This is a genomic window from Streptomyces sp. NPDC021622 (assembly GCF_040640795.1).
Lineage (GTDB): Bacteria > Actinomycetota > Actinomycetes > Streptomycetales > Streptomycetaceae > Streptomyces.
Genome location: NZ_JBFACK010000014.1, coordinates 1 through 21,518 on the forward strand (window position 1 = coordinate 1; position 21,518 = coordinate 21,518).

The 21,518-nt window shown below is 71.1% G+C and carries 17 protein-coding genes, 1 tRNA gene and 1 pseudogene; 6 read left to right on the forward strand and 13 right to left on the reverse strand.

Annotated features, from left to right (window positions below; all coding sequences use genetic code 11):
* On the forward strand, positions 1 to 2,686 hold a 2,686-nt coding region (locus AB0G47_RS26225), incomplete at its 5' end, for an amino acid adenylation domain-containing protein (protein WP_360774542.1).
* 3 nt (positions 2,687 to 2,689) lie between these two features.
* On the opposite strand, the pseudogene AB0G47_RS26230 reads toward AB0G47_RS26225, so the two are convergent.
* The 4 genes and pseudogenes from AB0G47_RS26230 to AB0G47_RS26245 all read right to left on the reverse strand — a co-directional run.
* Positions 2,690 to 3,019 (reverse strand): annotated as a pseudogene (locus AB0G47_RS26230) (IS630 family transposase); the annotation flags it as partial.
* Positions 3,009 to 3,254 (reverse strand): winged helix-turn-helix domain-containing protein, encoded by a 246-nt coding sequence (locus AB0G47_RS26235; RefSeq protein WP_360775116.1) that lies wholly within the window; start codon positions 3,252 to 3,254, stop codon positions 3,009 to 3,011. The pseudogene AB0G47_RS26230 and the gene AB0G47_RS26235, both read right to left, overlap by 11 nt.
* Positions 3,250 to 3,600: a DUF6191 domain-containing protein gene (locus AB0G47_RS26240; RefSeq protein WP_360774545.1), complete on the reverse strand. Its 351-nt coding sequence runs from the start codon at positions 3,598 to 3,600 to the stop codon at positions 3,250 to 3,252. The genes AB0G47_RS26235 and AB0G47_RS26240 overlap by 5 nt, the downstream gene beginning before the upstream one ends.
* A 222-nt stretch (positions 3,601 to 3,822) precedes the next feature.
* Positions 3,823 to 3,896 (reverse strand) — tRNA-Pro (locus AB0G47_RS26245).
* Positions 3,897 to 4,004: 108 nt separating this feature from the next.
* Here AB0G47_RS26245 and AB0G47_RS26250 point away from each other — a divergent pair.
* The 3 genes from AB0G47_RS26250 (at position 4,005) to AB0G47_RS26260 (ending at position 7,586) form a co-directional block, all read left to right on the forward strand.
* A complete protein-coding gene (locus AB0G47_RS26250) occupies positions 4,005 to 4,538 on the forward strand; it encodes a DUF309 domain-containing protein (RefSeq protein ID WP_360774548.1) in 534 nt (177 codons plus the stop codon).
* A 92-nt stretch (positions 4,539 to 4,630) separates the two neighbouring features.
* Positions 4,631 to 5,419, forward strand: coding sequence for a precorrin-6A synthase (deacetylating) (gene cobF / locus AB0G47_RS26255; protein WP_360774550.1), 789 nt, complete (start codon positions 4,631 to 4,633; stop codon positions 5,417 to 5,419).
* A 76-nt stretch (positions 5,420 to 5,495) separates the two neighbouring features.
* Entirely contained in the window at positions 5,496 to 7,586 is a 2,091-nt protein-coding gene (locus AB0G47_RS26260; protein WP_360774553.1) for an MDR family MFS transporter, read from the forward strand.
* Positions 7,587 to 7,651: 65 nt separating this feature from the next.
* Here the strand turns inward: AB0G47_RS26260 and AB0G47_RS26265 are convergent, their stop codons facing one another.
* The 7 genes from AB0G47_RS26265 to AB0G47_RS26295 all read right to left on the reverse strand — a co-directional run bounded on the left by AB0G47_RS26265 (position 7,652) and on the right by AB0G47_RS26295 (position 16,734).
* Positions 7,652 to 8,392 carry a cobalt-precorrin-6A reductase gene (locus tag AB0G47_RS26265; RefSeq protein WP_360774556.1) on the reverse strand — a complete coding sequence of 247 codons (741 nt, stop codon included), beginning with the start codon at positions 8,390 to 8,392 and terminating at the stop codon, positions 7,652 to 7,654.
* Between the two features lie 286 nt (positions 8,393 to 8,678).
* A complete protein-coding gene (locus AB0G47_RS26270; RefSeq protein ID WP_360774559.1) occupies positions 8,679 to 9,425 on the reverse strand; it encodes a sulfite exporter TauE/SafE family protein in 747 nt (248 codons plus the stop codon).
* A 47-nt stretch (positions 9,426 to 9,472) separates the two neighbouring features.
* A complete protein-coding gene (locus AB0G47_RS26275) occupies positions 9,473 to 10,990 on the reverse strand; it encodes a long-chain fatty acid--CoA ligase (RefSeq protein ID WP_360774562.1) in 1,518 nt (505 codons plus the stop codon).
* Between the two features lie 146 nt (positions 10,991 to 11,136).
* Positions 11,137 to 12,324 (reverse strand): acetyl-CoA C-acyltransferase, encoded by a 1,188-nt coding sequence (locus AB0G47_RS26280; RefSeq protein WP_360774565.1) that lies wholly within the window; start codon positions 12,322 to 12,324, stop codon positions 11,137 to 11,139.
* Positions 12,325 to 12,567: 243 nt separating this feature from the next.
* On the reverse strand, positions 12,568 to 13,800 hold the full coding sequence (locus tag AB0G47_RS26285) for an FAD-dependent oxidoreductase (RefSeq protein ID WP_360774568.1): 1,233 nt from the start codon (positions 13,798 to 13,800) through the stop codon (positions 12,568 to 12,570).
* The gene (locus AB0G47_RS26290; protein WP_360774570.1) at positions 13,797 to 15,239 is read right to left on the reverse strand and encodes an FAD-dependent oxidoreductase; all 1,443 of its coding nucleotides are present in this window, start codon (positions 15,237 to 15,239) and stop codon (positions 13,797 to 13,799) included. Before AB0G47_RS26290 ends, AB0G47_RS26285 begins: the two co-directional genes overlap by 4 nt.
* A 22-nt stretch (positions 15,240 to 15,261) precedes the next feature.
* Complete coding sequence (locus tag AB0G47_RS26295) at positions 15,262 to 16,734, reverse strand: FGGY family carbohydrate kinase (protein ID WP_360774573.1); 1,473 nt, start codon at positions 16,732 to 16,734, stop codon at positions 15,262 to 15,264.
* 254 nt (positions 16,735 to 16,988) lie between these two features.
* On the opposite strand from AB0G47_RS26295, the gene AB0G47_RS26300 reads away from it, so the two are divergent.
* On the forward strand, positions 16,989 to 17,981 hold the full coding sequence (locus AB0G47_RS26300) for a hypothetical protein (RefSeq protein WP_360774575.1): 993 nt from the start codon (positions 16,989 to 16,991) through the stop codon (positions 17,979 to 17,981).
* Between the two features lie 97 nt (positions 17,982 to 18,078).
* Positions 18,079 to 19,611 carry an amino acid permease gene (locus AB0G47_RS26305; protein WP_360774578.1) on the forward strand — a complete coding sequence of 511 codons (1,533 nt, stop codon included), beginning with the start codon at positions 18,079 to 18,081 and terminating at the stop codon, positions 19,609 to 19,611.
* A gap of 52 nt (positions 19,612 to 19,663) precedes the next feature.
* Here the strand turns inward: AB0G47_RS26305 and AB0G47_RS26310 are convergent, their stop codons facing one another.
* Positions 19,664 to 20,401 carry an SDR family oxidoreductase gene (locus AB0G47_RS26310; protein ID WP_360774580.1) on the reverse strand — a complete coding sequence of 246 codons (738 nt, stop codon included), beginning with the start codon at positions 20,399 to 20,401 and terminating at the stop codon, positions 19,664 to 19,666.
* Positions 20,402 to 20,631: 230 nt separating this feature from the next.
* A complete protein-coding gene (locus AB0G47_RS26315) occupies positions 20,632 to 21,516 on the reverse strand; it encodes an NAD(P)H-binding protein (protein ID WP_360774583.1) in 885 nt (294 codons plus the stop codon).
* Between the last annotated feature and the right edge of the window lie 2 nt (positions 21,517 to 21,518).

Consider the following 21,518-nt stretch of genomic DNA (forward strand, 5'->3'; position numbering starts at 1 on the left):
CGCCACCACCCACCCAAACCAACCCATCAACACCATCAACATCCTCACCCCCACCGAACAACACCAACTCACCACACACTGGAACAACACAGATAAGCCGATACCGAACGCGACGCTTCCCGGCCTGTTCGAGCAGCAGGCGTCCCGGACACCGGACACAACCGCGTTGGTTTTCGAAGGACTTGAGCTCACCTATCGCGAACTGAACGAGCGGGCCAACCAGTTGGCGCGTTCGCTCGTCGCCCGTGGCGCGGGCCCGGAACAGCGCATCGCTCTCGCCATCCCCCGGTCCGCGGAGATGGTCATCGCCATCCTCGCCGTCCTGAAGTCGGGTGCGGCATATGTCCCCATCGACCCGGACTACCCCACCGACCGCATCCGCCACATGCTCACCGACGCAACACCCGCCTGCACCATCACCACCAGAGACATCGCAGCCACCCTGCCCCCAGACCCCGCACACATCCTGCTCGACGACACCACCGTCCGCGACACCCTCGCCGCACACAGCACCAACAACATCACCGACACCGAACGCACCAGCCCCCTCCTCCCCACCCACCCGGCATACGTCATCTACACCTCCGGCTCCACCGGCACCCCCAAAGGCGTCATGACCGTGCATCGCGGGGTGGTCAACTACCTGGGCTATCTGGCCGACGAGGCCCGGCTCGACGCCAACGACGTGGTCCTGAACCTCGCGTCCATGTCCTTCGACGCCTCGGTCCGGGACATCTTCGGGCCGCTGACCGTCGGTGGCAGGGTCGTGGTCGTCCCGCCGCACAAGGCGAAGGATCCCGGTGCCCTGCTCCAGGTCATTCAGGAGCAGCGGGTGACGGCCGCGCTCTCCCTGGTGCCGTCCATGGTGAACGCGCTGTCGGAGTCGGCGGACACCGACTTCGGCACGTTGGACGGGGAGTTGCGTATCGGGCTGGTCAGTGGTGAACCGCTGACGTGGGCGCATGTGAAGAACGCCGCGAAGCTGAACACGTCCTGGCGCCTGGTCAACCAGTACGGGCCGACCGAGGCGACGATGACCTCGACGTTCCAGCGTGTCGACGGGGAGGTCCGCGGCGCGGACGGCATCCCGGTCGGCGGCCCGGTCGACAACGCGCGTTGCTATGTGCTCGACGCGTCCCTTTCACCGGTTCCGGCGGGGGTGCCGGGCGAGCTCTACATCGCCGGGGCCGGTCTGGCCCGCGGCTACTTCAACCGGCCGGATATGACAGCGGAACGGTTCGTGGCCTCCCCGTTCGGCGAACCCGGCACGCGCATGTACCGGACCGGCGACCTCGTCAGGTGGCGGGCCGACGGCCGCCTCGAGTTCATCGGGCGCGCGGACAACCAGGTGAAGATCCGCGGCATCCGGGTCGAGCCAGGCGAGATCGAAGCCGCTCTCGCCCGGCATGAATCCGTCGCCCAGGCCGCAGTGGTCGCCCGCGAGGACCAGCCCGGCCGACCACAGTTGGTGGGCTATGTGACCCCGGCCCCTGACGCCACCGAGAACGGCAGCATCGAAGGCGCCGAACTGCGCCGCCTCGTGTCCGCGCTACTGCCGGACTACATGGTCCCCGAAGCCGTGCTCGTCCTCGACGCCATGCCCCTCACCCCCAACGGGAAGCTCGACCGCAGGGCCCTACCCGCCCCCGACTTCACCGCGATGGCGTCCTCACGCGGACCGCGGACGGCACATGAAGAGGTCCTCTGCGGGCTCTTCGCCGAGCTCCTGGGCCTGGACCGGGTCGGCATCGACGACTCCTTCTTCGACCTCGGCGGCCACTCCCTGCTCGCCACCCGCCTCATCAGCCGCGTCCGGGCGACCCTCGGCGTCGAACTGGAGATCAGAACGCTCTTCGAGGCGCCGACCGTCATCGGCCTGGCGAGCCGCCTAGGCGTGGACGACCCAGGAGCCGCACTCGGCGTCCTGCTCCCGCTGCGCCCGGGCGGCAGCCGTCGCCCCTTGTTCTGTGTGCACCCGGCCAGCGGCCTCGCCTGGACGTACGCGGGTCTTCTGGAGCCGTTGGACAAGGACCAGCCGGTGTACGGCCTGCAGGCGCGCGGCATCAACGAACCCGGCCACACTCCTGGTTCCCTCGACGAGATCGCCCGTGACTATGTGGAGCACCTGCGGTCCGTTCAGCCCACCGGCCCGTATCAACTGCTCGGCTGGTCCTTGGGCGGCCGTATCGCGCACCGCATGGCCGTTCGGCTGCAGGAGGCCGGCGAGCGGGTGACCCGTCTCGTCCTGCTTGACGCCTGGCCGATGGAGCCGGGGAGGACGTTCGACGTCGACGACCACGAGATGGTGGATGTCCTCCTGCGGGCGATCGGCGTCGACCCGTCACCGATGGCGGGCAGCCCTGGGGACTTCGGCCTGCTGCGGCAGGTGCTGCGCGAGGCGAACCACCCGGTGGCGGGTGTGGACGAGGGCCGGCTCGAGAGCTTGTTCCGGGCCATCCACGCCCATCTCGTCGCCGACCGGGCATCGCCCACGGCGGGCGTCTTCGCCGGTGACGTGGAGTTCTTCACCGCGGCACAGGGCCGGGCCGATGGCGCCCCCACGGCCGCTGAGGCGTGGCGGCCGTTCGTCACCGGAGAGGTCAGGGATCATCTCGTCGACTGTCATCACAACGACATCGGAAATCCGCCTTGGCTCGCGCGGGTGGCCGCGGACATCGATTACTGACCTTCATACTCGTGGTGTCGTCTCGGTGCGGGAGAGGCCGGTTCCGGCGAGGCATCCTTCGATGAGGTCGCTGCGGTATCGGATCGTGCGCAGGCCCCGGCGGACGGTCTGGATGAGGTGCTCGGGAGTGGTGAAGGCGACGTTGCTGAGCCAGCCGCGCCGCAGCAGCGACCAGATGCCCTCGAGCGGGTTGGGGTCCAGATGGACGTTCGGCTTGTCCCAGACGAGCACGATCGGCCCACCGAGCCGGGTGTGAGCGACCTTCAGCAGGTCGCGGTAATCGGTCCAGGCGAAACTCTTGCGGCCGTCGTGCCGGCCGACGTCATGGCGGGGGTGTGACTGCGGCGGGCCCAGGTGCGGGCGATCGGCGGCAGGTCTCCTTCACCCAGCTGGCAATCGCCTCATCGTCCCGCTCGACGGCCCGCCTGGCCGGGATCTGACAGGAGAAGCCATGGCGCATCAGCAGTTTCCGCACGCCCTGGACGGTGTAGCTCTTGTGGCATGAACCCGGGGCATTGAGCGGAACGGGCCTCGAGCCCCGCGCATCGGCCGAAATCTTATGGTCAATCGTTCAATTCTTTATTTTCAGGGAGCTTCTTGCTGTGAATTACCGCGGTGCCCGCGTCGAGATCGACCCCCATTCGGGGCGGGGCGCCGTCCAGAGTGTCGTCCCGGAGGACCTGCTCCTCCGTCCGATGCTCCAGCTCCACACGCTTGTTGGCATTCAGAAAGGCATGCAGTTCATCGGTTGCAATGGCACCCACGCCGACTCCGGTGCGCTTCGCGCGGCCGATCAGAATGCGGCGCAGCCACGCGGGGCGCCCGGTCCGCACCACCACGTACCGTGCCACTCCGAGCAAGAATGGCCCCATCACCAAGACCATCATGATCAGCAGGTTCACCATCATCAGCATGTACCTGCAACTCCCCGAAAACGCCCCGAGTTCCGTGGCTTCACACGCCATGCATCGTTTACGGCCATGCTCAACCGCCTTGCACATCGCAGTTCGCGGGCGCTCGCCGCAACCGCCATGACCGGCCTCGCGAACGGACCACCGATGAGCTCCCTGCCCCGAAAACGCCTCAGGGCCCATCCGAAGATGAGCCCTGAGCTGTGCAAATATCCGACATCACTGTCGGGACGACAGGATTTGAACCTGCGACCCCTTGACCCCCAGTCAAGTGCGCTACCAAGCTGCGCCACGTCCCGGTGCGCGTGTCCCGCGGTGTTCTGCGTGATCGCGCAGACAGAACTTTACCCCACGTTCGGGGGTGGTCCGCTCCCTCGTCGTGGGGTGCGGGGAGGGACAATCGGCGTATGAGTTCCGCACCTCGATCCGATGAACCTGGCCGTGACCGCGACGCCGAGGGGCGGGCCCGCAATGCGCGGCCGCGTGACGGGCTCGGGCGGCCGTTGCCGTACGGCGCCGAAGGCGTGGAGCGGCAGCCCGAGGGGGTCACGCGTACGCCCGACGAGACGATCGCGCAGGCCCAGGCCCTGCTGGACGCCGGGCGGCCCTTTCACGCACACGAGGTCTTCGAGGACGCCTGGAAATCGGGGCCCGATGACGAGCGTGACCTGTGGAAGGGGCTTGCGCAGCTGGCCGTTGGTCTCACGCACGCGGCGCGCGGCAACGCCACGGGCGGTGCACGGCTGCTGCTGCGCGGCGCGGCCGCGGTGGACGCGGGGCGGCGTGAGGAGCGGCCCTACGGGATCGCGGTGGACGGACTGCTCGGCTGGGCGCGGGAGTTGGCCGAGCGGGTGGAGAAGGGCGGCTCCCCCGTGGACGCGGCCTCGTGCGCGCCGCGGCTGCGGGGGGACGCGGCCCCGGGCGGGGAGAGCAGCACGTAGGCCACGGCTCGAACCTCGCAGGACGCCCGTCGCATCCCACCGCTCCACACCCCGCAGACCCCCCGCCGCACCCCGTGCGGCAGACTCTCCGCGTGCGAAAGATTCATGTCATCGGCATCGGCGCGGGCGACCCGGACCAGTTGACCCTGCAGGCCGTCAAGGCCCTCAAGAGCAGCGACGTGTTCTTCATCCTGGACAAGGGCGGGGAGAAGGACGACCTCGTGCAGTTGCGGCGTGGGCTGCTCGACGAGCACCGTGCCGACGGCGCGTACCGCGTGGTCGAGGCGCGGGACCCGGCGCGGGACCGGAAGGCGGGCGGCGCCGACTACTCCCCCGCCGTCGGGGACTGGCGCAGCGCCCGCGCGGACATTTATGAGCGGCTCATCGCCGATGAGATGAGCGAGGGCGAGAGCGGGGCCTTCCTGGTGTGGGGTGATCCCGCGCTCTACGACAGCACCCTCGGGATCCTGGAGGAGGTGCTCGGCCGGGGCGAGGTGACCTTCACGTACGACGTCGTGCCGGGCATCAGCAGCGTCTCATCGCTCGCCGCCCGGCACCGCACGGGACTCAATCGCGTCGCGCGGCCGGTGCAGATCACCACGGGGCGCCGCCTCGCCGACGGTGGATTTCCCGAGGGGGTCGACGACGTCGTGGTGATGCTCGACGCCCATCAGGCCTTCCGGCAGTACGCCGGGCGGCCTGATGGCGATGGCGGCGACATGTACATCTACTGGGGGGCCTACATCGGGACCGCCGACGAGATCCTCGTCTCCGGGCCCCTCGACGAGGCCGCGCCCCGCATCGAGGCCCTCCGGGCCGAGGCCCGTGAGCGCAAGGGGTGGATCATGGACACGTATCTGCTGCGGCGCAACCTGGACTGAGCTTTCCGGGGTCCGGCGTCACCGGACCGGCCCGGTCCGGCATGCACCTGCCCAAGGGCGGTGTGAGGGTGGCCGTGTGACCACCACCGCCCAGCCGGCCGCCGGGGCCCCGGCGCAGGGGCCGCCCGTCCTGGACAAGCGCCGTCGCAATGTCGTCTTCGTGACGATCATGCTGGGGATGCTGCTCGCCGCGCTCGACCAGACCATCGTGGGCACCGCGCTGCCCACCATCGTGTCGGATCTGGGCGGCGCCGAGCACATGTCGTGGGTGGTGACGTCGTATCTGCTCGCGGAGACCGTCGCCACGGTGCTCGTCGGGAAGTTCGGCGATCTCTTCGGGCGGAAGGTCGTCTTTCAGATCTCGGCGATCGTCTTCATCACCGGCTCGTTCCTGTGCGGGCTTTCGACGAACATGACGCTGCTCATCGCCTGGCGTGCACTGCAGGGCATCGGCGCCGGCGGTCTGATGGTGACGTCGATGGCGTTGATCGCCGATGTCATTCCGCTGCGTGAGCGCGGGAAGTACCAGGGTGCCATCGGTGCTGTCTTCGGGGTGGCCACCGTCATCGGGCCGCTGCTCGGCGGTCTTTTCACCGACCATCTGACCTGGCGCTGGGCCTTCTACGTCAACGTACCCATCGCGATCGTCGTGGTGATCGCGGCGGCCCGCACGATCCCCGTCGTGAAGTCGGCGGTGCGGCCCGTCATCGACTATCTCGGCATCGCGTTCGTCGCGATCGGGGCCAGTGCGCTGATTCTGGCGACGAGTTGGGGCGGTAACCAGTACGCGTGGGGCTCCGGCACCATCATCGCCTTGTTCGTGGGCGGTGCCGTCGCGCTCGCGCTGTTCTGTGTCGTCGAGACGCGGGCGGCCGAACCGATGCTGCCGATGCGGCTGTTCGCCAACCCCGTCTTCACGGTCTGCTCGATCCTCAGCTTCATCGTGGGCTTCGCGATGCTCGGCGCGATGACGTTCCTGCCGACCTATCTGCAGTACGTGGACGGGGACTCGGCCACTGTTTCGGGCGTGCGGACGCTGCCCATGGTGATCGGGCTGCTCATCGCGTCGGTCTTCAGCGGCAATGTGGTGAGCAAGACCGGGAAGTATCGCGTCTTCCCGATCGTGGGTGCGCTGGTGATGGCGCTCGGGCTGTATCTGCTCTCGCTGATGGGACGCGAGACCAGTACGTGGCTCGAATCGGTGTACATGTTCGTCCTCGGCACCGGCATCGGTCTGTGCATGCAGGTTCTGACGATCGCCGTGCAGAACACGGTCGCGTACGCGGATCTGGGCACCGCCACGTCGGGGGTGACCTTCTTCCGTACGTTGGGCAGTTCGTTCGGGACGGCGGTGTTCGGGACCATTTACGCCAACACCCTTGAGCCCAACCTCAAGGACGGGGTCGCCGCCGCGGCCGGCACGGGCGCCGCGGACCCCGCCGTGGTGGCCAAGGCGGCACAGAGCCCGCAGGGGCTGCACGATCTGCCGCCGGACGCGGCCGCGCCCATCATCGAGGCGTACGCCGACACGCTGCACACCGTCTTCCTGTGGACGGTGCCGGTGGCGCTCATCGGGTTCGTGGTGGCCCTGTTCCTCAAGCAGGTGCAGCTGCGGGACAGCGCGCGGATGAGTTCGGCGGACATGGGCGAGGGCTTCGCGTCGCCGACGACGAGCGGCTCCCCGGACCAGGTCCTCGAACTGGCCGTCGGGAACATCATTCGCAAGACCGGCATGGACACCGCGCGCCGCGTCATCGGGGACTCCGACACCCGGCTCGACATGGCGGGCGCGTGGGCCGTGATGCAGGTGACGCTCTTCGACCGGATGGTGGGCCACGCGAACCTCAGTCTGATCGCGGCTCGGCGTCGGGTGCCGCCCGAGGTCCTGGTGCCGGTCTTCGACCGCATGGTCGAGGAGGGCTTCCTCACCCGCTCCGGCATGCTCTTCTCGCACACCCGGGCGGGCGAACGCGAGGCCGATGTGATCGGCAAGGCGTGGGCGACGTGGCTGGGCGAGCAGGTGGAGAAGGACAGCGGGCGTCCCGCCGACGCGGATCTCATCAGGGCGGTGGACGCGATCGCCAAGCGTCTTTTGGTGGAGGACTTGGAGCACGGTCTCTCGCCCGAGAATCAGCGGCCGCTCGGGTCGGCCAAGGCCGCGGTGTGAGCAGTCAAGGGCGAGGTGTGATCAGCCGCGGCGCCGAGGTGTGATCAGCCACGGCCGAGGCGCGATCAGTCGAGGCTGAGGTGTGAGAGGACGCCCGCCACATCGGGCAGCTCGCGCGCGCCCTCCGGTGCCGGCGGGCGGCGGACGATCAGTACGGGTACGGACAGCGTGCGGGCCGCGGTGAGTTTGGCGGCCGTGGCGGCGCCGCCGCTGTCCTTGGTCACCAGGACGTCGATGCGGTGCTCGCGCAGCAGTGCCGTCTCGCCCTCGACGGTGTAGGGGCCCCGGTCGAGCAGGATCTCGGTGTGGTGCGGCAGCGGCGGCTCGGGCGGCTCCACGGAACGTACGAGGAAGTGGAGTTCGGCCAGGGACGGCTCCGCGAAGGCGGCGAGGCCCAGGCGCCCCGTGGTCAGGAAGACCCGGCGGCCGAGCGAGGGCAGCAGGGCCGCGGCCTCGGCGAGCGAACCGGCGTCGTGCCAGTGGTCGCCCGGGGCGGGCCGCCAGCCGGGCCTGCGCAGCAGGACCGCCGGGACGCCGGTGGCCGCCGCGGCCCGCACCGCGTGCTCGCTGATCGTGGCGGCGAAGGGATGCGTGGCGTCCACGACGGCGTCCACGCGGTGCTCGCGCAGCCAGGCAGCGAGGCCGTCCACGCCACCGAACCCGCCGACGCGTACGTCACCTTCGAGCGCGGCGGGGCGGGCGACGCGCCCCGCGAGCGAGGTGGTCACGCGGACATCGGGCCGGGTGGCGAGGCGCGCGGCGAGCGCGCGGGCTTCGGCGGTTCCGCCGAGGACGAGCACATGCATGGCCCCGAGGCTACGTCGCGCCGCCAGCACCTCGTCGGCGAGGCGGCGCGTGGGCGGGCGGGGCGGCGCGTGGGCGAGGCAGCGCGTGGGCGAGGCAGCGCGTGGGCGCGTCGGCCCGTGGATGCGGCAGCACGTGGGCGCGTCGGCCCGTGGACGAGGCAGCGCGTGAACGAGGCGGCCCTTGGACGCGTCGGCCCGTGGATGCGGCAGCACGTGGGCGCGTCGGCCCGTGGACGAGTCGGCCCGAAGACGCGTCAGCCCGTGGACGAGTCGGCACGAAGACGCGTCAGCGGAGCAGCAGTTGGAGTCCGCCGAGCACGGTCGCGCCGATGACCAGTTGCTCGAAGAGTCGCTGGTTGATGCGGTGCACTGCGACCTTGCCGATGTAGGCGCCCGGCAGGACGAAGAGCACGAGCGCGGCGTCAAGGAGCAGCGAGTGCGCGTCGATCAGGCCGAGGCCCACGCTGAACGGCACCTTGGAGGTGTTGACGATCAGGAAGAACCACGCCGACGTGCCCAGGAAGCTCAGCTTCCGGAAGCCCGCGGAGAGGAGGTACATCGACAGGACCGGGCCGCCCGCGTTGGCGACCATCGTGGTGAATCCGCCGAGCACGCCGTACGAAGGAGCCTTGAGGCGGGAGCCGCGGCCGGGCTCCTCCTCGTCCGCCGTGGCGGCCCGGCGGCGCCACAGCGTGACCGCGGCCATCAGGAGCAGGATCGCCCCGATCGACGTACGCACTCCGGTGTCGTCGGCCCACATCAGGAAGACGGTGCCCACGACCACACCGGCCGCGACGGCCGGGAACAGCCGCCACAGAGTGGGCCAGTGGGCGTGCCGGCGATAGGTGAGGACGGCGAGCACGTCGCCCGCGATGAGGATCGGAAGGAGCACACCGGTCGACTCGCGGGCCGGGAGGACCGCGGCGAAGACGGCGAGGCTTACCGTGTTGGCCCCGCTGACGGCGGTCTTCGAGAAGCCGACCAGCAGTGCGGCCGCGGCGAGCGCGGCGAATTCCCAAAGCGATATGTCCATGCCAGGAACAGATGCTAGACCCATCTATCGTCCGGGGACGACACGGCCTAGGCCCTGCTGTAGGTGGCCCGCAGCTCCCGCTTGAGGATCTTCATGCTGGGGCCGAGCGGCAGCGCGTCGGTGAACTCCACGCGGCGCGGGTACTTGTGCCGGCCCAGGTGTTCCTTGGACCAGGCGGTGATGCCCGCACCGTCGGGGTCCGAGCCGGGCCGCGCTACGACGACGGCGCAGATCTCCTCGCCGTGCACGTCGTCGGGCAGGCCGATCACCGCGGCGTGCGCGACGTCCGGGTGCCGCATCAGGACCTCTTCGACCTCGCGCGGGTAGACGTTGAAGCCGCCGCGGATGATGACGTCCTTCTTGCGGTCGACGATCGCCAGGAACCCGTCGGCGTCCTTGGTGCCGAGGTCGCCGGTGCGGAACCAGCCGTCGACGACGGCCTCCTCGGTCGCCTCCGGACGCCCCAGGTAGCCGGAGAAGACGTTGTGGCCGCGGACGACGACCTCGCCGAGCTCCCCCGCCGGGAGCAGCTCGATGCGCCCCTCGACCTCGGCGCGGGCGATCTCCACGTCGACGCCCCACACCGGGTGGCCGATGGTGCCGGCCCTGGTGCCGAAGACGGGCTGATTCACGGAGGCGGTGGGCGAGGTCTCGGAGAGGCCGTAGCCCTCGTAGATCTGGACGCCGAAGGTCTCCTCGAAGCGTTCGAGTACGGCGACGGGGAGCGAGGCGCCGCCGGACACGCACTGCCGCAGCGCGGGCAGTTCGGCGGCCGCGGCCGCGGCCGCCACGAGGTTCACGTACATCGTCGGCACCCCGTGGAAGGTGTTGACGCCCTCCGTCGCCATCAGCTCGATGGCCCGCGCCGCGTCGAAGCGCGGCAGCAGGACGAGGGTGGCGCCCGCGCGCCAGGTGGCGTTCATGGAGACGGTCTGGCCGAAGGCGTGGAAGAGCGGGAGCGCGCCGAGCGCGATGTCGTCGCGGTGCACGTCGTGGGCGTCGAAGGCGCAGACCGTCGCGTTCATCACCAGGTTGAAGTGGGTGAGCACGGCGCCCTTGGGGACGCCCGTGGTGCCGCTGGTGTAGAAGACGACGGCCGGGTCGTCGGCCTCCCGGGTGAGGTACGTCGGCAGGGGCTCGGTCTCGCGCGCCAGGGCGTCCAGCTCGCCGTCCGCGCCGAGGGTGAGCATGCGTACGCCGGTGGCGGCGGCCGCGGCCTTGCCGGTCTCGGCCTGCGCGGGGTGGCACAGGAGCAGGGTCGCGCCGCTGTCCCGCAGGACGTGCTCGACCTCCTCGGTGGAGAGCAGGAGGTGTACGGGGACGACGACGCCGCCCGCGGCGAGGATCGCGTAATAGGCGCGCGGGAACGCGGCGGTGTTGGGCGCCATCAGGGCGACGCGGTCCCCCGGCTCGACCCCGAGGCCCACGAGCGCCGCGGCCTGCGCTCGGGCCTGACTCCACAACTCGCCGAAGGAGAGCCGGAGTTCGCCCTCGACGAGGGCGGTGTGGTCCGGCCTGCGGCGGGCGGGCTCGGCGAGGATCGAGGCGAGGGACAACGTGGCCATGGGTGGTGCTCCGTTTCCGTGCGGCCTTGGGTCTTGCGGTCCTGCGGTCTTGCGGTCTTGCGGTCTTGCGGTCTTGCGGTCTTGCGGTCTTGCGGTCTTGCGGTCTTGGCAGGGTGACGCGGTGGCGGTCCGGTTTCGGCGCGGGTTCAGCCGCGCTCGACGAGCAGCGCGCTGCCCTGACCCACGCCGACGCACATCGTGGCCAGGCCGCGCCCTGCGCCGGTGCGGCGCATGCGATGGAGGAGCGTGGTCAGGATGCGGGCGCCGGAGCAGCCGAGGGGGTGGCCGAGCGCGATGGCGCCGCCGGTCGGGTTGACCAGGTCCGGGTCGATGCCGAGGGCGTCGACGCAGGCGAGGGCCTGGGCCGCGAACGCCTCGTTGAACTCGGCCTCCTGGACGTCCCCGATGGACCAGCCGACGCGGGCGAGCGCCTTCTGGGTGGCGGGGACGGGGCCGATGCCCATGACGTCCGGATGGACACCGGCGGAGGCACCGGCGACATACCTTCCGAGGGATTCGAGCCCGAGGTCGTTCAGGGCCTCCTCGCTGACGAGGAGGAGGCCGGCCGCGCCGTCGTTCATCGGGGACGCGTTGCCCGCGGTGACGGTGCCGCCCTTGCGGAAGACCGGGCGCAGGCCGCTCAGCTTCTCGTACGAGGTGTCCTCACGGACGCATTCGTCGAGGTCGACGACGGTGCCGTCGGGCAGCGTGACGGGGAGGATCTCGTCGTCGAAGCGGCCGTTCTTGCGGGCCTCGGTGGCGCGTTGGTGACTGCGCAGCGCGAAGGTGTCCTGGCGCTCGCGGGATACGCCGTGGCGCTCGGCGACTTCCTCGGCGGTCTCGCCCATGGCAAGAACCCCGTGCAGTTCCTTCATTGCCGGGTTGACCAGGCGCCAGCCGAGCCGGGTGTCGAAGGTCTCCATCTTGTGCGGCAGCGCCTCGTCCGGGCGAGGGAGCACGAAGGGGGCGCGGCTCATCGACTCGGAGCCGCCCGCGAGGACGACATCGGCCTCGCCGGCGGCGATGGTGCGGGCGGCGGCAGTGACGGCCTCCATGCCGGAGGCGCAGAGCCGGTTCACGGTGGCGCCCGGCACGGACTCCGGGAGGCCCGCGAGGAGGGCGGCCATCCGGGCCACGTTGCGGTTGTCCTCGCCCGCCTGGTTGGCGGCGCCCCAGTAGATGTCGTCGATGCGGGCGGGGTCGAGCTGCGGGGTGCTCGCGACGAGACCGCGTACGACCGTGGCGGCGAGGTCGTCGGGGCGTACGGAGGAGAGGGCGCCGCGGAGTCTGCCGATGGGGGTGCGGCGGGCTGCGGCGAAGTGGACTGGGCGCACGATACGGCTCCGGATCGTCACGGTTGATCTCACATGGTGGTCTCACGATATAAATTAGCACTGCTAGTTTTGGAGTCTAGTCGGGGGTCGGTCCTGGGGGAAGAGCCGCTTTCCCGTGTCACGGAGAGGCGTGCGGGCCCCGAAGGGGCGCGGGGCTGTGACATATGCGGCTCCGCCGCGTGGGCGCGACCAGCCACATACGGCCCGCAGATTCAGTACCGACCCCAGCGGAGCGCTTGGCCCTCAGCCAAGCCCGATCCGCACCGCACCACCCGCCGCGTCGACCATTCCGACCCAGGCCCCCGAGAGATGCAGCGCCCCATGGGGCAGCAACCTCCGCGGCACCCTCGCCCGGTGCAGACACCGCCCGTCCTGGGTGACCAGCAGAACAGGGCGGACCAGGGTCTCCGCCGTACGCAGCAGAAAGCGGGCCCCGGCAACCGGGGGCTCACCCGGTACCAGGCGGTTCGGCGCCACCCACCGCAGGGGCGCGACGGCCTCGACGGGGAGCCCTGCGGCCGGCGGCCAGTCCGCGCCCTCCAGATGGCGGCGCACCGCGGCCGCCGCGGCCGCGCCCTCGCGCGCCGCGGCCCTCGCCGGTTCCACCGCGTGCAGCACATTGCCCACCGCGAACACCCCGCGCGACGCCGTACGGAACGCACCGTCCACGGCGGGCCCCCGGGTCCCGGAGTCCAGCGGTACTCCCCCGCGCCGCGCCAGTTCCTGCTCGGGCACGAAGTCCCCGGTGAACACCACCGTGTCGCAGGCGATCGCCCCGAGCCGCCCGTCGGCGTGCCGCAGCCGCACCCCCGAAAGCCGTCCCCTGCCCAGGAGTTCGACGACCGTGGCGCCGGTCAGGAGCGGCACCCGGCGCCCCAGCCTGGCCGAGGCGGCCCGCGCCCGGCCCACCTGCGGCCGCGTCTCCTCGGTGACGAGCGCGGCGACCTCGACGCCCGCGCGCCGCAGGGCGGTCAGCGCCGCGTAGCTCACCGGCTCCGCGCCGACGACCACCGCGCGGGTCCCGATCCGCTGGTGGTGGAGGTGCACCGCCTGTTGCAGTTCACCCGTCGTGTAGACGCCCGCCGGGCGGGTCCCCGGCACCAGGCGTGCGGCGCGCGGCCGCTCCCGCGCCCCGGTGGCCAGGACCACGGCACGGGCGGTGATCCGCTCCAGGCCGTGCGGCCCGGTCGTGTCGACCACGAGCGCCCCCGCCCACCCGGTGGCGGACACCCCGGTCCGTACGGCGGCCCCGGCGCCGAGTGCGGCCTCGACGAGGCGGTCCGCGTACTGCGGCCCCGTCACTCCCCACCGCCCGAAGCCCCGGTGGTGGCAGTGGCGCGGCACCCCGCCGGCCCGCTCCTCCCGCTCCAGGACCTCCACCGTGCCCGCGCCGGCCATGGCGAGCCGCCCGGCCGCGGCGAGTCCCGCGGGTCCGCCGCCGATCACGAGTACGTCGATGGCCCGCTGCCGCCTCATCGCGCCGCCCCCGACTCGCCCCACCCGTCGAAGAGTTCGCGCACCGCGGCCCCGCAGTAGAACCCCTGGCACCGGCCGCCCCGCGCCCGTGTCCGCCGCCGCAGGCCGTCGAGCGAACCGGGCGGGACGGTGCTGATCAGGGCGTCCCTGATCTCCCCGCGGGTCACGCGTTCGCAGTGGCAGACAATGCTGCCGTAGGCGGGGTCGGTCCCGATGAGGTCGGCGCGCTGATAGGGGCGGGGGAAGGCCTCCCCGAGGTTCGGCATGCGCACGGGGTCGAGGTCACCGGCGTGCGTCAGGTCAAGTTCGGGTCCCGCCGCGTCGGCGAGCAGGTCCACGACGTACGCGGCGATCGCCATGGACGCGGTGAGGCCCGTGGAGCGGATGCCGCCCACGGTGATCCAGCGCTCATCGGGAGAGGCGTGGATCTGGTAGTCGTCGTGCTCGGTGGCGGCCCGCAGTCCGGCGTAGACCGTGGTGATCTCCTCGTCGAGCAGCGCGGGGAGGATCCGTCGCCCCTTGGCGCGCAGCGTGTCGATCCCGTCCGCGGTCGTCCCCGTGGCCGTCTTGTCGTCCAACTCCTCGGCGGTGGGCCCGAGAAGAATGTTTCCGTACACGGTCGGCGCCACCAGGACCCCCTTCCCCAGCGCTGTCGGCACGGGCAGGAGGATGTGGCGGACCAGGTCGCGGGCGAGCTTGTCGAAGACGATGAGCTGCCCCCGGCGGGGGGTGACGGTGAACTTGCCCTCACCCAGGAGCTGTTGGTCGAGGTCGTCGGTGTGCAGTCCCGCGGCGTTGATCAGGTAGCGGGTGCGCAGCACACCCCGGGAGGTGGCGAGCTCACGGCATCCGCCTGCTGGGTACTCCACCCAATTGCCCTTCTCCACCCGGCAGTTGAGGTGCAGATGCACTCCGCCGCGTACGGCTTGGGTGGCGTACGCGAGGGTCGTCGTCCAGGGGCAGATGATGGACTCGCCGGGGACGTCGAGCGCGCCGAGGGCGCCGGGCCCCAGGTGCGGTTCGCGGGCCCGCACCTCGTCGGCGTCGATGATGCGGGCCGCCGTGTACGCGTTGCGTCGCGCCTTGTCCAACAGTTTGGGCAGGGCGGCCAGTTGTTCCTCGTCCCAGGCGACGAGCAGCGCGCCGACCGGCTCGACGGGGATCCCCGAATCGGCCGCGTATGCGGCGAGCAGGCGCTGCCCCTCGCGCACCAGGCGGGCTTCCAGGGAGCCCGGCACGGCGTCGAAACCGGTGTGCAAGATCGCCGTGTTGGCCTTGGACGTGCCGTCGCCGACATCGCCGGATGCCTCCACGAGGGCGACGCGGAGCCGGTGGTGCGCGGCCAGTTCGCGGGCGATGGCCGAGCCGACCACGCCCGCGCCGACGACGGTCACGTCGTAGGGCTCGGACGGGAGTGGGCCCTTGGTGGTGAGGGTCATCTCGGCCCCTCGGCGGTGGCGGTCATGGCGTCGGCGCGGGCGCGCGGTCCAGGAGCGCGGCGACCGCCGAGCGGAAGCCGGCGAGGCGTTCGGCCGCCTGCCCGGCGTCGATCCGCGGCTCGTACACGGCGGCGGGCCGCCACCGCGGCACCACGTCGCGCACGCCGAGCTTCGGGTCCAGGCCCAGGCGCGCGACGGCACCCACGCCGAGCGCGGTGACATCGGGCAACGCCGATATCTCCACGGGCAGTTGGAGCAGATCCGCCTGGGTCTGCATCAGCAGGGCCGAGCGGGTCAGGCCGCCGTCGACGCGCAGGCTCGTCAGGGGCTCGCCCAGGTCGGCGGCCACGGCGTCGGCGAGCGAGACGACCTGGGCTGCGATGCCTTCACACAGGGCGCGGACCAGGTGACCGGGGGTCGTGTCGAGGCCGAGCCCGGTGATCGAGCCGCGCAGATCGCCGCGCCACCAGGGCGCCGCGAGCCCGGCGAGTGCGGGTACGAAGGTGACGCCGCCCGCGTCGGGCACGGCCGACCCCACCGGGTCGATGTCCTCGGCCCCGGCGATCACCCCGAGGTCGGTGAGCCAGCGGACGGCGGACGCGGCGGTGTAGACCTGCCCGTCCAGGCAGTAGCTGCTCTCCCCCGCGAGCCGCCAGGCGACACAGCTGACCAGGCCGGAATCGCCGCGGCGCGGGCGCGAGCCGGTCTGGGCGAGCAGGAAGGCCCCGGTGCCATAGGTGCACTTGGCGGTGCCCGGCTCGGTGACGTCCTGGGCGAGCAGCGCGGCCTGCTGGTCCACGAGCAGGCCGGTCAGCGGGAGTTCGGGGCCGAAGGCCTTGGTGGTGCCGACCGGGCCCGCGGCGTCGACGACGCGCGGCAGCCGCTCGCCGCCGAGCCCGAAGACGTCCAGGGCCCTCGGCGACCAGGCGACGTCGTCAAGGCCGAGCAGCTGGGTGCGTCCTGCCGTCGCCGCGTCGGTGACGAACTCTCCGGTGAGCCGGTGGACGAGCCAGGCGTCGCTGGTGGTGACCACGCCGTCCCGGGTGAGATGACGGCGTATCCACGCCATCTTGGGTGCGGCGAAGTAGGGGTCGAGGGGAAGGCCCGTCAGCTCCCTCAACTCATCGGCGTACGGAGCCAGTTCCATGCACAGGGGCTCCGCGCGCCGGTCCTGCCACACGATCGCGTCCGTCAGCGGCTGGCCGGACGCGGGGTCCCAGGCGAGCACCGTCTCGCCCTGGTTGGCGAGCCCGACGGCGGCGACCGGCTCGCCCGCCTCGTCCAGGGCGCGGCGTCCCGCCTCGACGACCGAGGCGAGCAGGGCGGCCGGATCGACCTCCACCCGGCCGCCGGGCAGATGGCGCGGGCGCACCGGCGCGGTGCCGGAGCCGATCACGCCGCGCTCCGGGCAGAGGACGAGCGCCTTGGTGCCGGACGTGCCCTGGTCGATGGCGAGGACGGCCTCGCCGCGCGGAGCGCTGCCATTCGTGATCACCGCGGAAGCCTGCTACAGCGGCCACGAGGGCGTCAAGGGCCCCTCTTCCGCCCCGAAGGAGACGCAAATTGCCAACCGGCGCGCCGAGTTGAACACAATTCGATCCCAAAAGATCCATGAACCGCCATGGAAACAGAACATCCAGATCTACACTGACCGCCGAGCAACACCGTTGCGCCGCAAGCCAGTTCAATCCATCAACCATTCCGCCATCCGCCCGTCCGCCATCCGCCCTCCTCCCCCGCAGAGGATTCATGCCCATGCAGTCCGGCCGCCCCGTCTATCACCCGGCGGGCCACGACGAACAGTTGCGCGCCGTGCTCCAGGACCTCAAGACCGGTCGCTGGGTGTCGACACGGAACCTGCTCGACGCGACGCCCGACTGGGGTCTGTGGACGCAGCGCACGCAGATCCTGGCGGCCGCCGTCGCCGGTTCCGACGTGATCAGGGCCTGGCAGCAGGAGGAGCCGCTCAGCGAGGCGGCCGCCGTCCTGCACGCCAGGGTGCTCGTCGAGCGGACCCTGCGCGCCCACCGGGCCGGGCACCGGCACACCAACGAGCTGTGGCGCGAGGCGGCCGCGGCGTGCGGCGCCATGGCGGACGCGTCTCCGGAGGATCCCGTGCCGTGGATCTGTCTGCTGGCCCTGGCCCAGCTCGACAAGGGGCAGCGGTGGGACGAGCACCGGGTGCCCGCCCCGGAGCCGATGCTGTTCCCCGGACCCTGGCATCTGCTCGCCGAGGCCGACAAGCGCGACCCCGGCAATCGCGAGGCCTACCACCGCATGCTGCAGTTCGCCTACGCGCGTCGACCCTCGGGACCGCTGACCGAAGCGGTCAACTTCGCGCACTGGGCGGCCGGTTCGGCACCCGCCGGGTCCGCTCTCCACGTACTTCCCCTGTACGTACGGGTCGAGCGGTACCGCAAGGACGGCGGCAGTGAGCGCGCCCTCGACCTGCACTGGATCGGCGACGACGCGACCCGGTCCGCGCTGCGCGCCCTGCACCTGTGGTTCGAGCACACGCTGCCCGCGGCGACCTCGCTGCTCGACCTCAACCATCTGGCCCACGCGTTATGGGGCGCACACCAATTCCAGGATGCCGTACGGGTGTTCGCGGTCCTCGACCCCTTCTACACCGTGGCGCCGTGGACGTACCGCACCCGGTCGCCCGGTGACGCGGAGGCGGCGGCCGAGGCGTTCGTCCAGGCACGCACCCGCTGTATGAGCGCCGTACAAGATCCGGGCTGAGGCCTTCGGGCACCGCCGGGCCCCATCGAAAGCAGCACCACCCGCTCCCCCCCCAGTCCCTGCTCCCCGCTCCCCGCTCTCCGACGGAGGTACATCCGTGTCCCGCACCACCTGGTCGTCGAGCCCATCCGCGACCTCGGCTCCGCTGCCCGACGAGGAACAGAGACTCAGAGAACTCGGCTACCAGCCGGTCCTTGCCCGCCGGATGGGCGGCTTCGGCAACTTCGCCATCAGCTTCTCCGTCATCTCCATCCTGTCCGGCTGCATGACCCTGTACGGGTTCGGCCTGGGCACCGGCGGCCCCGCCGTGATGCTGTGGGGCTGGGCGGGCGTCGGCCTCTTCGTGCTCTGCGTCGGCCTCGCGCTCGCCGAGGTCACCAGCGCCTATCCCACGTCCGGGGCCCTCTACTACATGGCCGACCGGCTCGGCGGCCGCCGCTGGGGCTGGTACACGGGCTGGCTCAATCTGCTCGGCCTGCTCGGCGCGATCGCGGGCATCGACTACGGCGCCGCGCTGTTCTCCGGGGCGTTCCTGAACCTGAAGTTCGGCTTCACGCCGACACCGGAGAAGACCTTCCTGATCTTCCTCTGCATCCTGCTGCTGCACGCCGTCCTGAACCTGTTCAACGTACGCCTGGTGAGTCTGCTCAACTCCATCAGCGTGTGGTGGCACGTGGCCGGTGTCGCCGTCATCGTGGGCGTTCTCGCGATCGTGCCGGACCACCACCAGTCGCCGTCGTTCGTCTTCACCGAGTTCGTCAACGACACCGGTTGGGACAACCCGCTCTACGTCACGGCGATCGGCCTGCTCCTCGCGCAGTACACGTTCTCCGGGTACGACGCGTCCGCGCATCTGTCGGAGGAGACCTCCAACGCCTCGGTGTCCGCGGCCCGCGGCATCGTGCGCGCCATCTGGGCCTCGTGGATAGCCGGTTTCATCCTGCTGGCCGGGCTGACCTTCGCGATCCAGGACTATGCGGGCACGCAGCGCAGCGAGACCGGTGTACCGCCCGCGCAGATCATGATCGACGCGCTCGGCGAGTCGGGGGCGACCGCGCTGCTGCTCATCGTGATCGTGGCGCAGCTGTTCTGCGGCAACGCGGAGACGGCGGCGGCGAGCCGCATGGTGTTCGCGTTCAGCCGTGACAACGCGCTGCCGGGCTCCGCGGTGTGGCGCAAGGTCAGCTCCCGCACGCAGGTTCCGGTGCCCGCGGTGTGGCTTTCGGTGGGCCTGGCCGCGCTGATCGCGCTGCCGTCGCTCTACTCGGCGACCGCGTACACGGCGGTGACCGCCATCAACGTCATCGGCATCACGCCCGCCTACGCCATCCCCATCTTCCTGAAGCTGCGCGCGGGCGACCGCTTCCAGCCGGGCCCGTGGAACCTGGGCCGCTGGAGCAGGCCCATCGGCTGGATCGCGGTGCTGTGGGTGGCGTTCGTGACGGTCCTGTTCTGCCTGCCGCAGGTGTCACCGGTGACGGCCAAGTCCATGAACTACGCGTCGATCGCGCTGGCCGTGGTGCTGATCCTCGCCACGGTGTGGTGGTTCGTGGCGCGCCGCTCCTACAGCACGCCGTCGGCGTACGGATCGGAGCGGGAGCAGGCGGAGATCGCGGAGGACATCGTCTGAATCGTCTGAGCTGTCCTCTCGGGGAGTGCGGCGGGAGTGCGGGCCGGTTGGTTCACCTTCCGCCCGCCACGCGCAGGATCGTGCCGGTCGCGTACGAGGCCTCGTCCGAGAGCAGCCAGGAGACGGCCGCCGCGATCTCATCGGGCCGGCCCGAGCGGCCCAGGGGGATCCCTGCCGCGAGCTTCGCCGGGCGCTCGGGGTCGGCGTGGAACTCGGTCCAGATGACGCCGGGGGCGACCGCGTTCACGCGGATGCCGTGCTCGGCGACCTCCTTCGAGAGGCCGACCGTCATCGTGTCGACGGCGCCCTTGGCGGCGGCGTAGTGGATGTACTCGCCCGGGGCGCCGAGGGTCGCCGCGGCGGAGGAGATGTTCACGATGGCGCCGCCGTCGCCGGTGCGGGTCAGGTCGCGGACCGCGCGCCGTGCGCAGAGCAGATAGCCGAGTACGTTCACTTCGAGTGCGCGGCGCATGGCGGCGGGGTCGGCCTCCGCGAGGGGGCCCACGGGGGCGCCGACGCCGGCGTTGTTCACCAGGCCGGTCACCGGGCCGAGTTCCGCGGCGGCGGTCTCGAAGAGGCGGTCGACGTCCGCCTCTTCGGCGGTGTCCATCTTGACGGTGACGCAGCGGGTGCCGCCCTCGCGGACGGTGGCGGCGACCTTCTCCGCCGCTTCGGCGTCGGAGTGATAACCGAGGGCGATGTGGTGGCCCTCGTGTGCGAGGCGGGTGCAGATGGCTGCGCCGATGCCGCGGCTGCCGCCGGTTACCACGGTGACGGGGGTGTGCGGCATGGGGTTCCTCCACGGTTCTCGTGCTATCGGGCTGAGCTGATCTCGGGTTGCGATTTGATCGATCATTCCCCAACCCCGCCCCTTCCCGAAAGCCCGCCGCTTCGCGGCGGATGTTTCCCGCCCTCCCCCAAGCTCTTAATGAGCAGGGGGGACCCCCTTCCCGATTGCCCGGCAGCAGCCAGCCTTCTCAGTTCGTCCGGCGTTTGAGAAAGAACCGCCGGAGGCAGACCTCAGTCCCTCCGCGCCCGCACAAACTCCCGCAACGTCCCCGGCGACAGCCCCCCGTACCCCTCGATCGCCTCCGTCACCCGGTACAGCTCGTGGTGCGCCCCTATCAACCGGAACAGCTCCCACAGCTTGTCCAGGTGCGCCACCACATGCGCGTCCCCGTACAGAGACATCGCCCGCTCCCGCCACTCCTCCGGCGAGGAGTCGACGTACTTCAGGCCCCCGCCGAACGTCTCCACCACCTCCCCCACCGAAAGCACCTGCCCGGTAAGCAGCACCACAGCCGAAGAGACCTCCGGCAGCGGATCCGCCAGGAGCCCGGCGCCCACCCGCGCCACGTCCTCCCCCGCGATCAGCGGAAGCACGGTGTCGGGCGCGCCCAGCGGCATCGCCAGCTCACGTCCGCCGCCGGCCCGCACCAGGAAGTCCAGGTTCTCGAAGAAGACCCCGGCACGGAGGTGCACCGCCCCGACACCCGCCCAGTCGAAGACCTCCTCGGCGACCCAGTGCTGCCGCATCCTCGGCGTCCCCGCGTCCGGCGCGGCCGCCAACTGGGAGACCTCGACGACCCGTTCGAGCCCCTCCTGCCGCGCCGCGGCCGCGAAGGCACCCGTCGCCTCGAGCAGGCCGTCGGTGACGGGATAGGTGAAGAAGGCACGGCGTACCCCACGCACCGCCGAGAGGACGTCGGTGATCTCGCGCAGATCGCCGACCACCACCTCCGCCCCCAACTCCCGCAGTCCGGCGGCACGTTCGTCGTCGGTGCGGACGAAGGCGCGTACGGCATGGCCGCGCTCGCGCAGCAGGCGTACGACGTGCCGGCCCGTGGAGCCCTGTTGGCCGCCCGCCGCCCCGGTGACCAGGATGGGTACATCCGCCCCGCTCATGG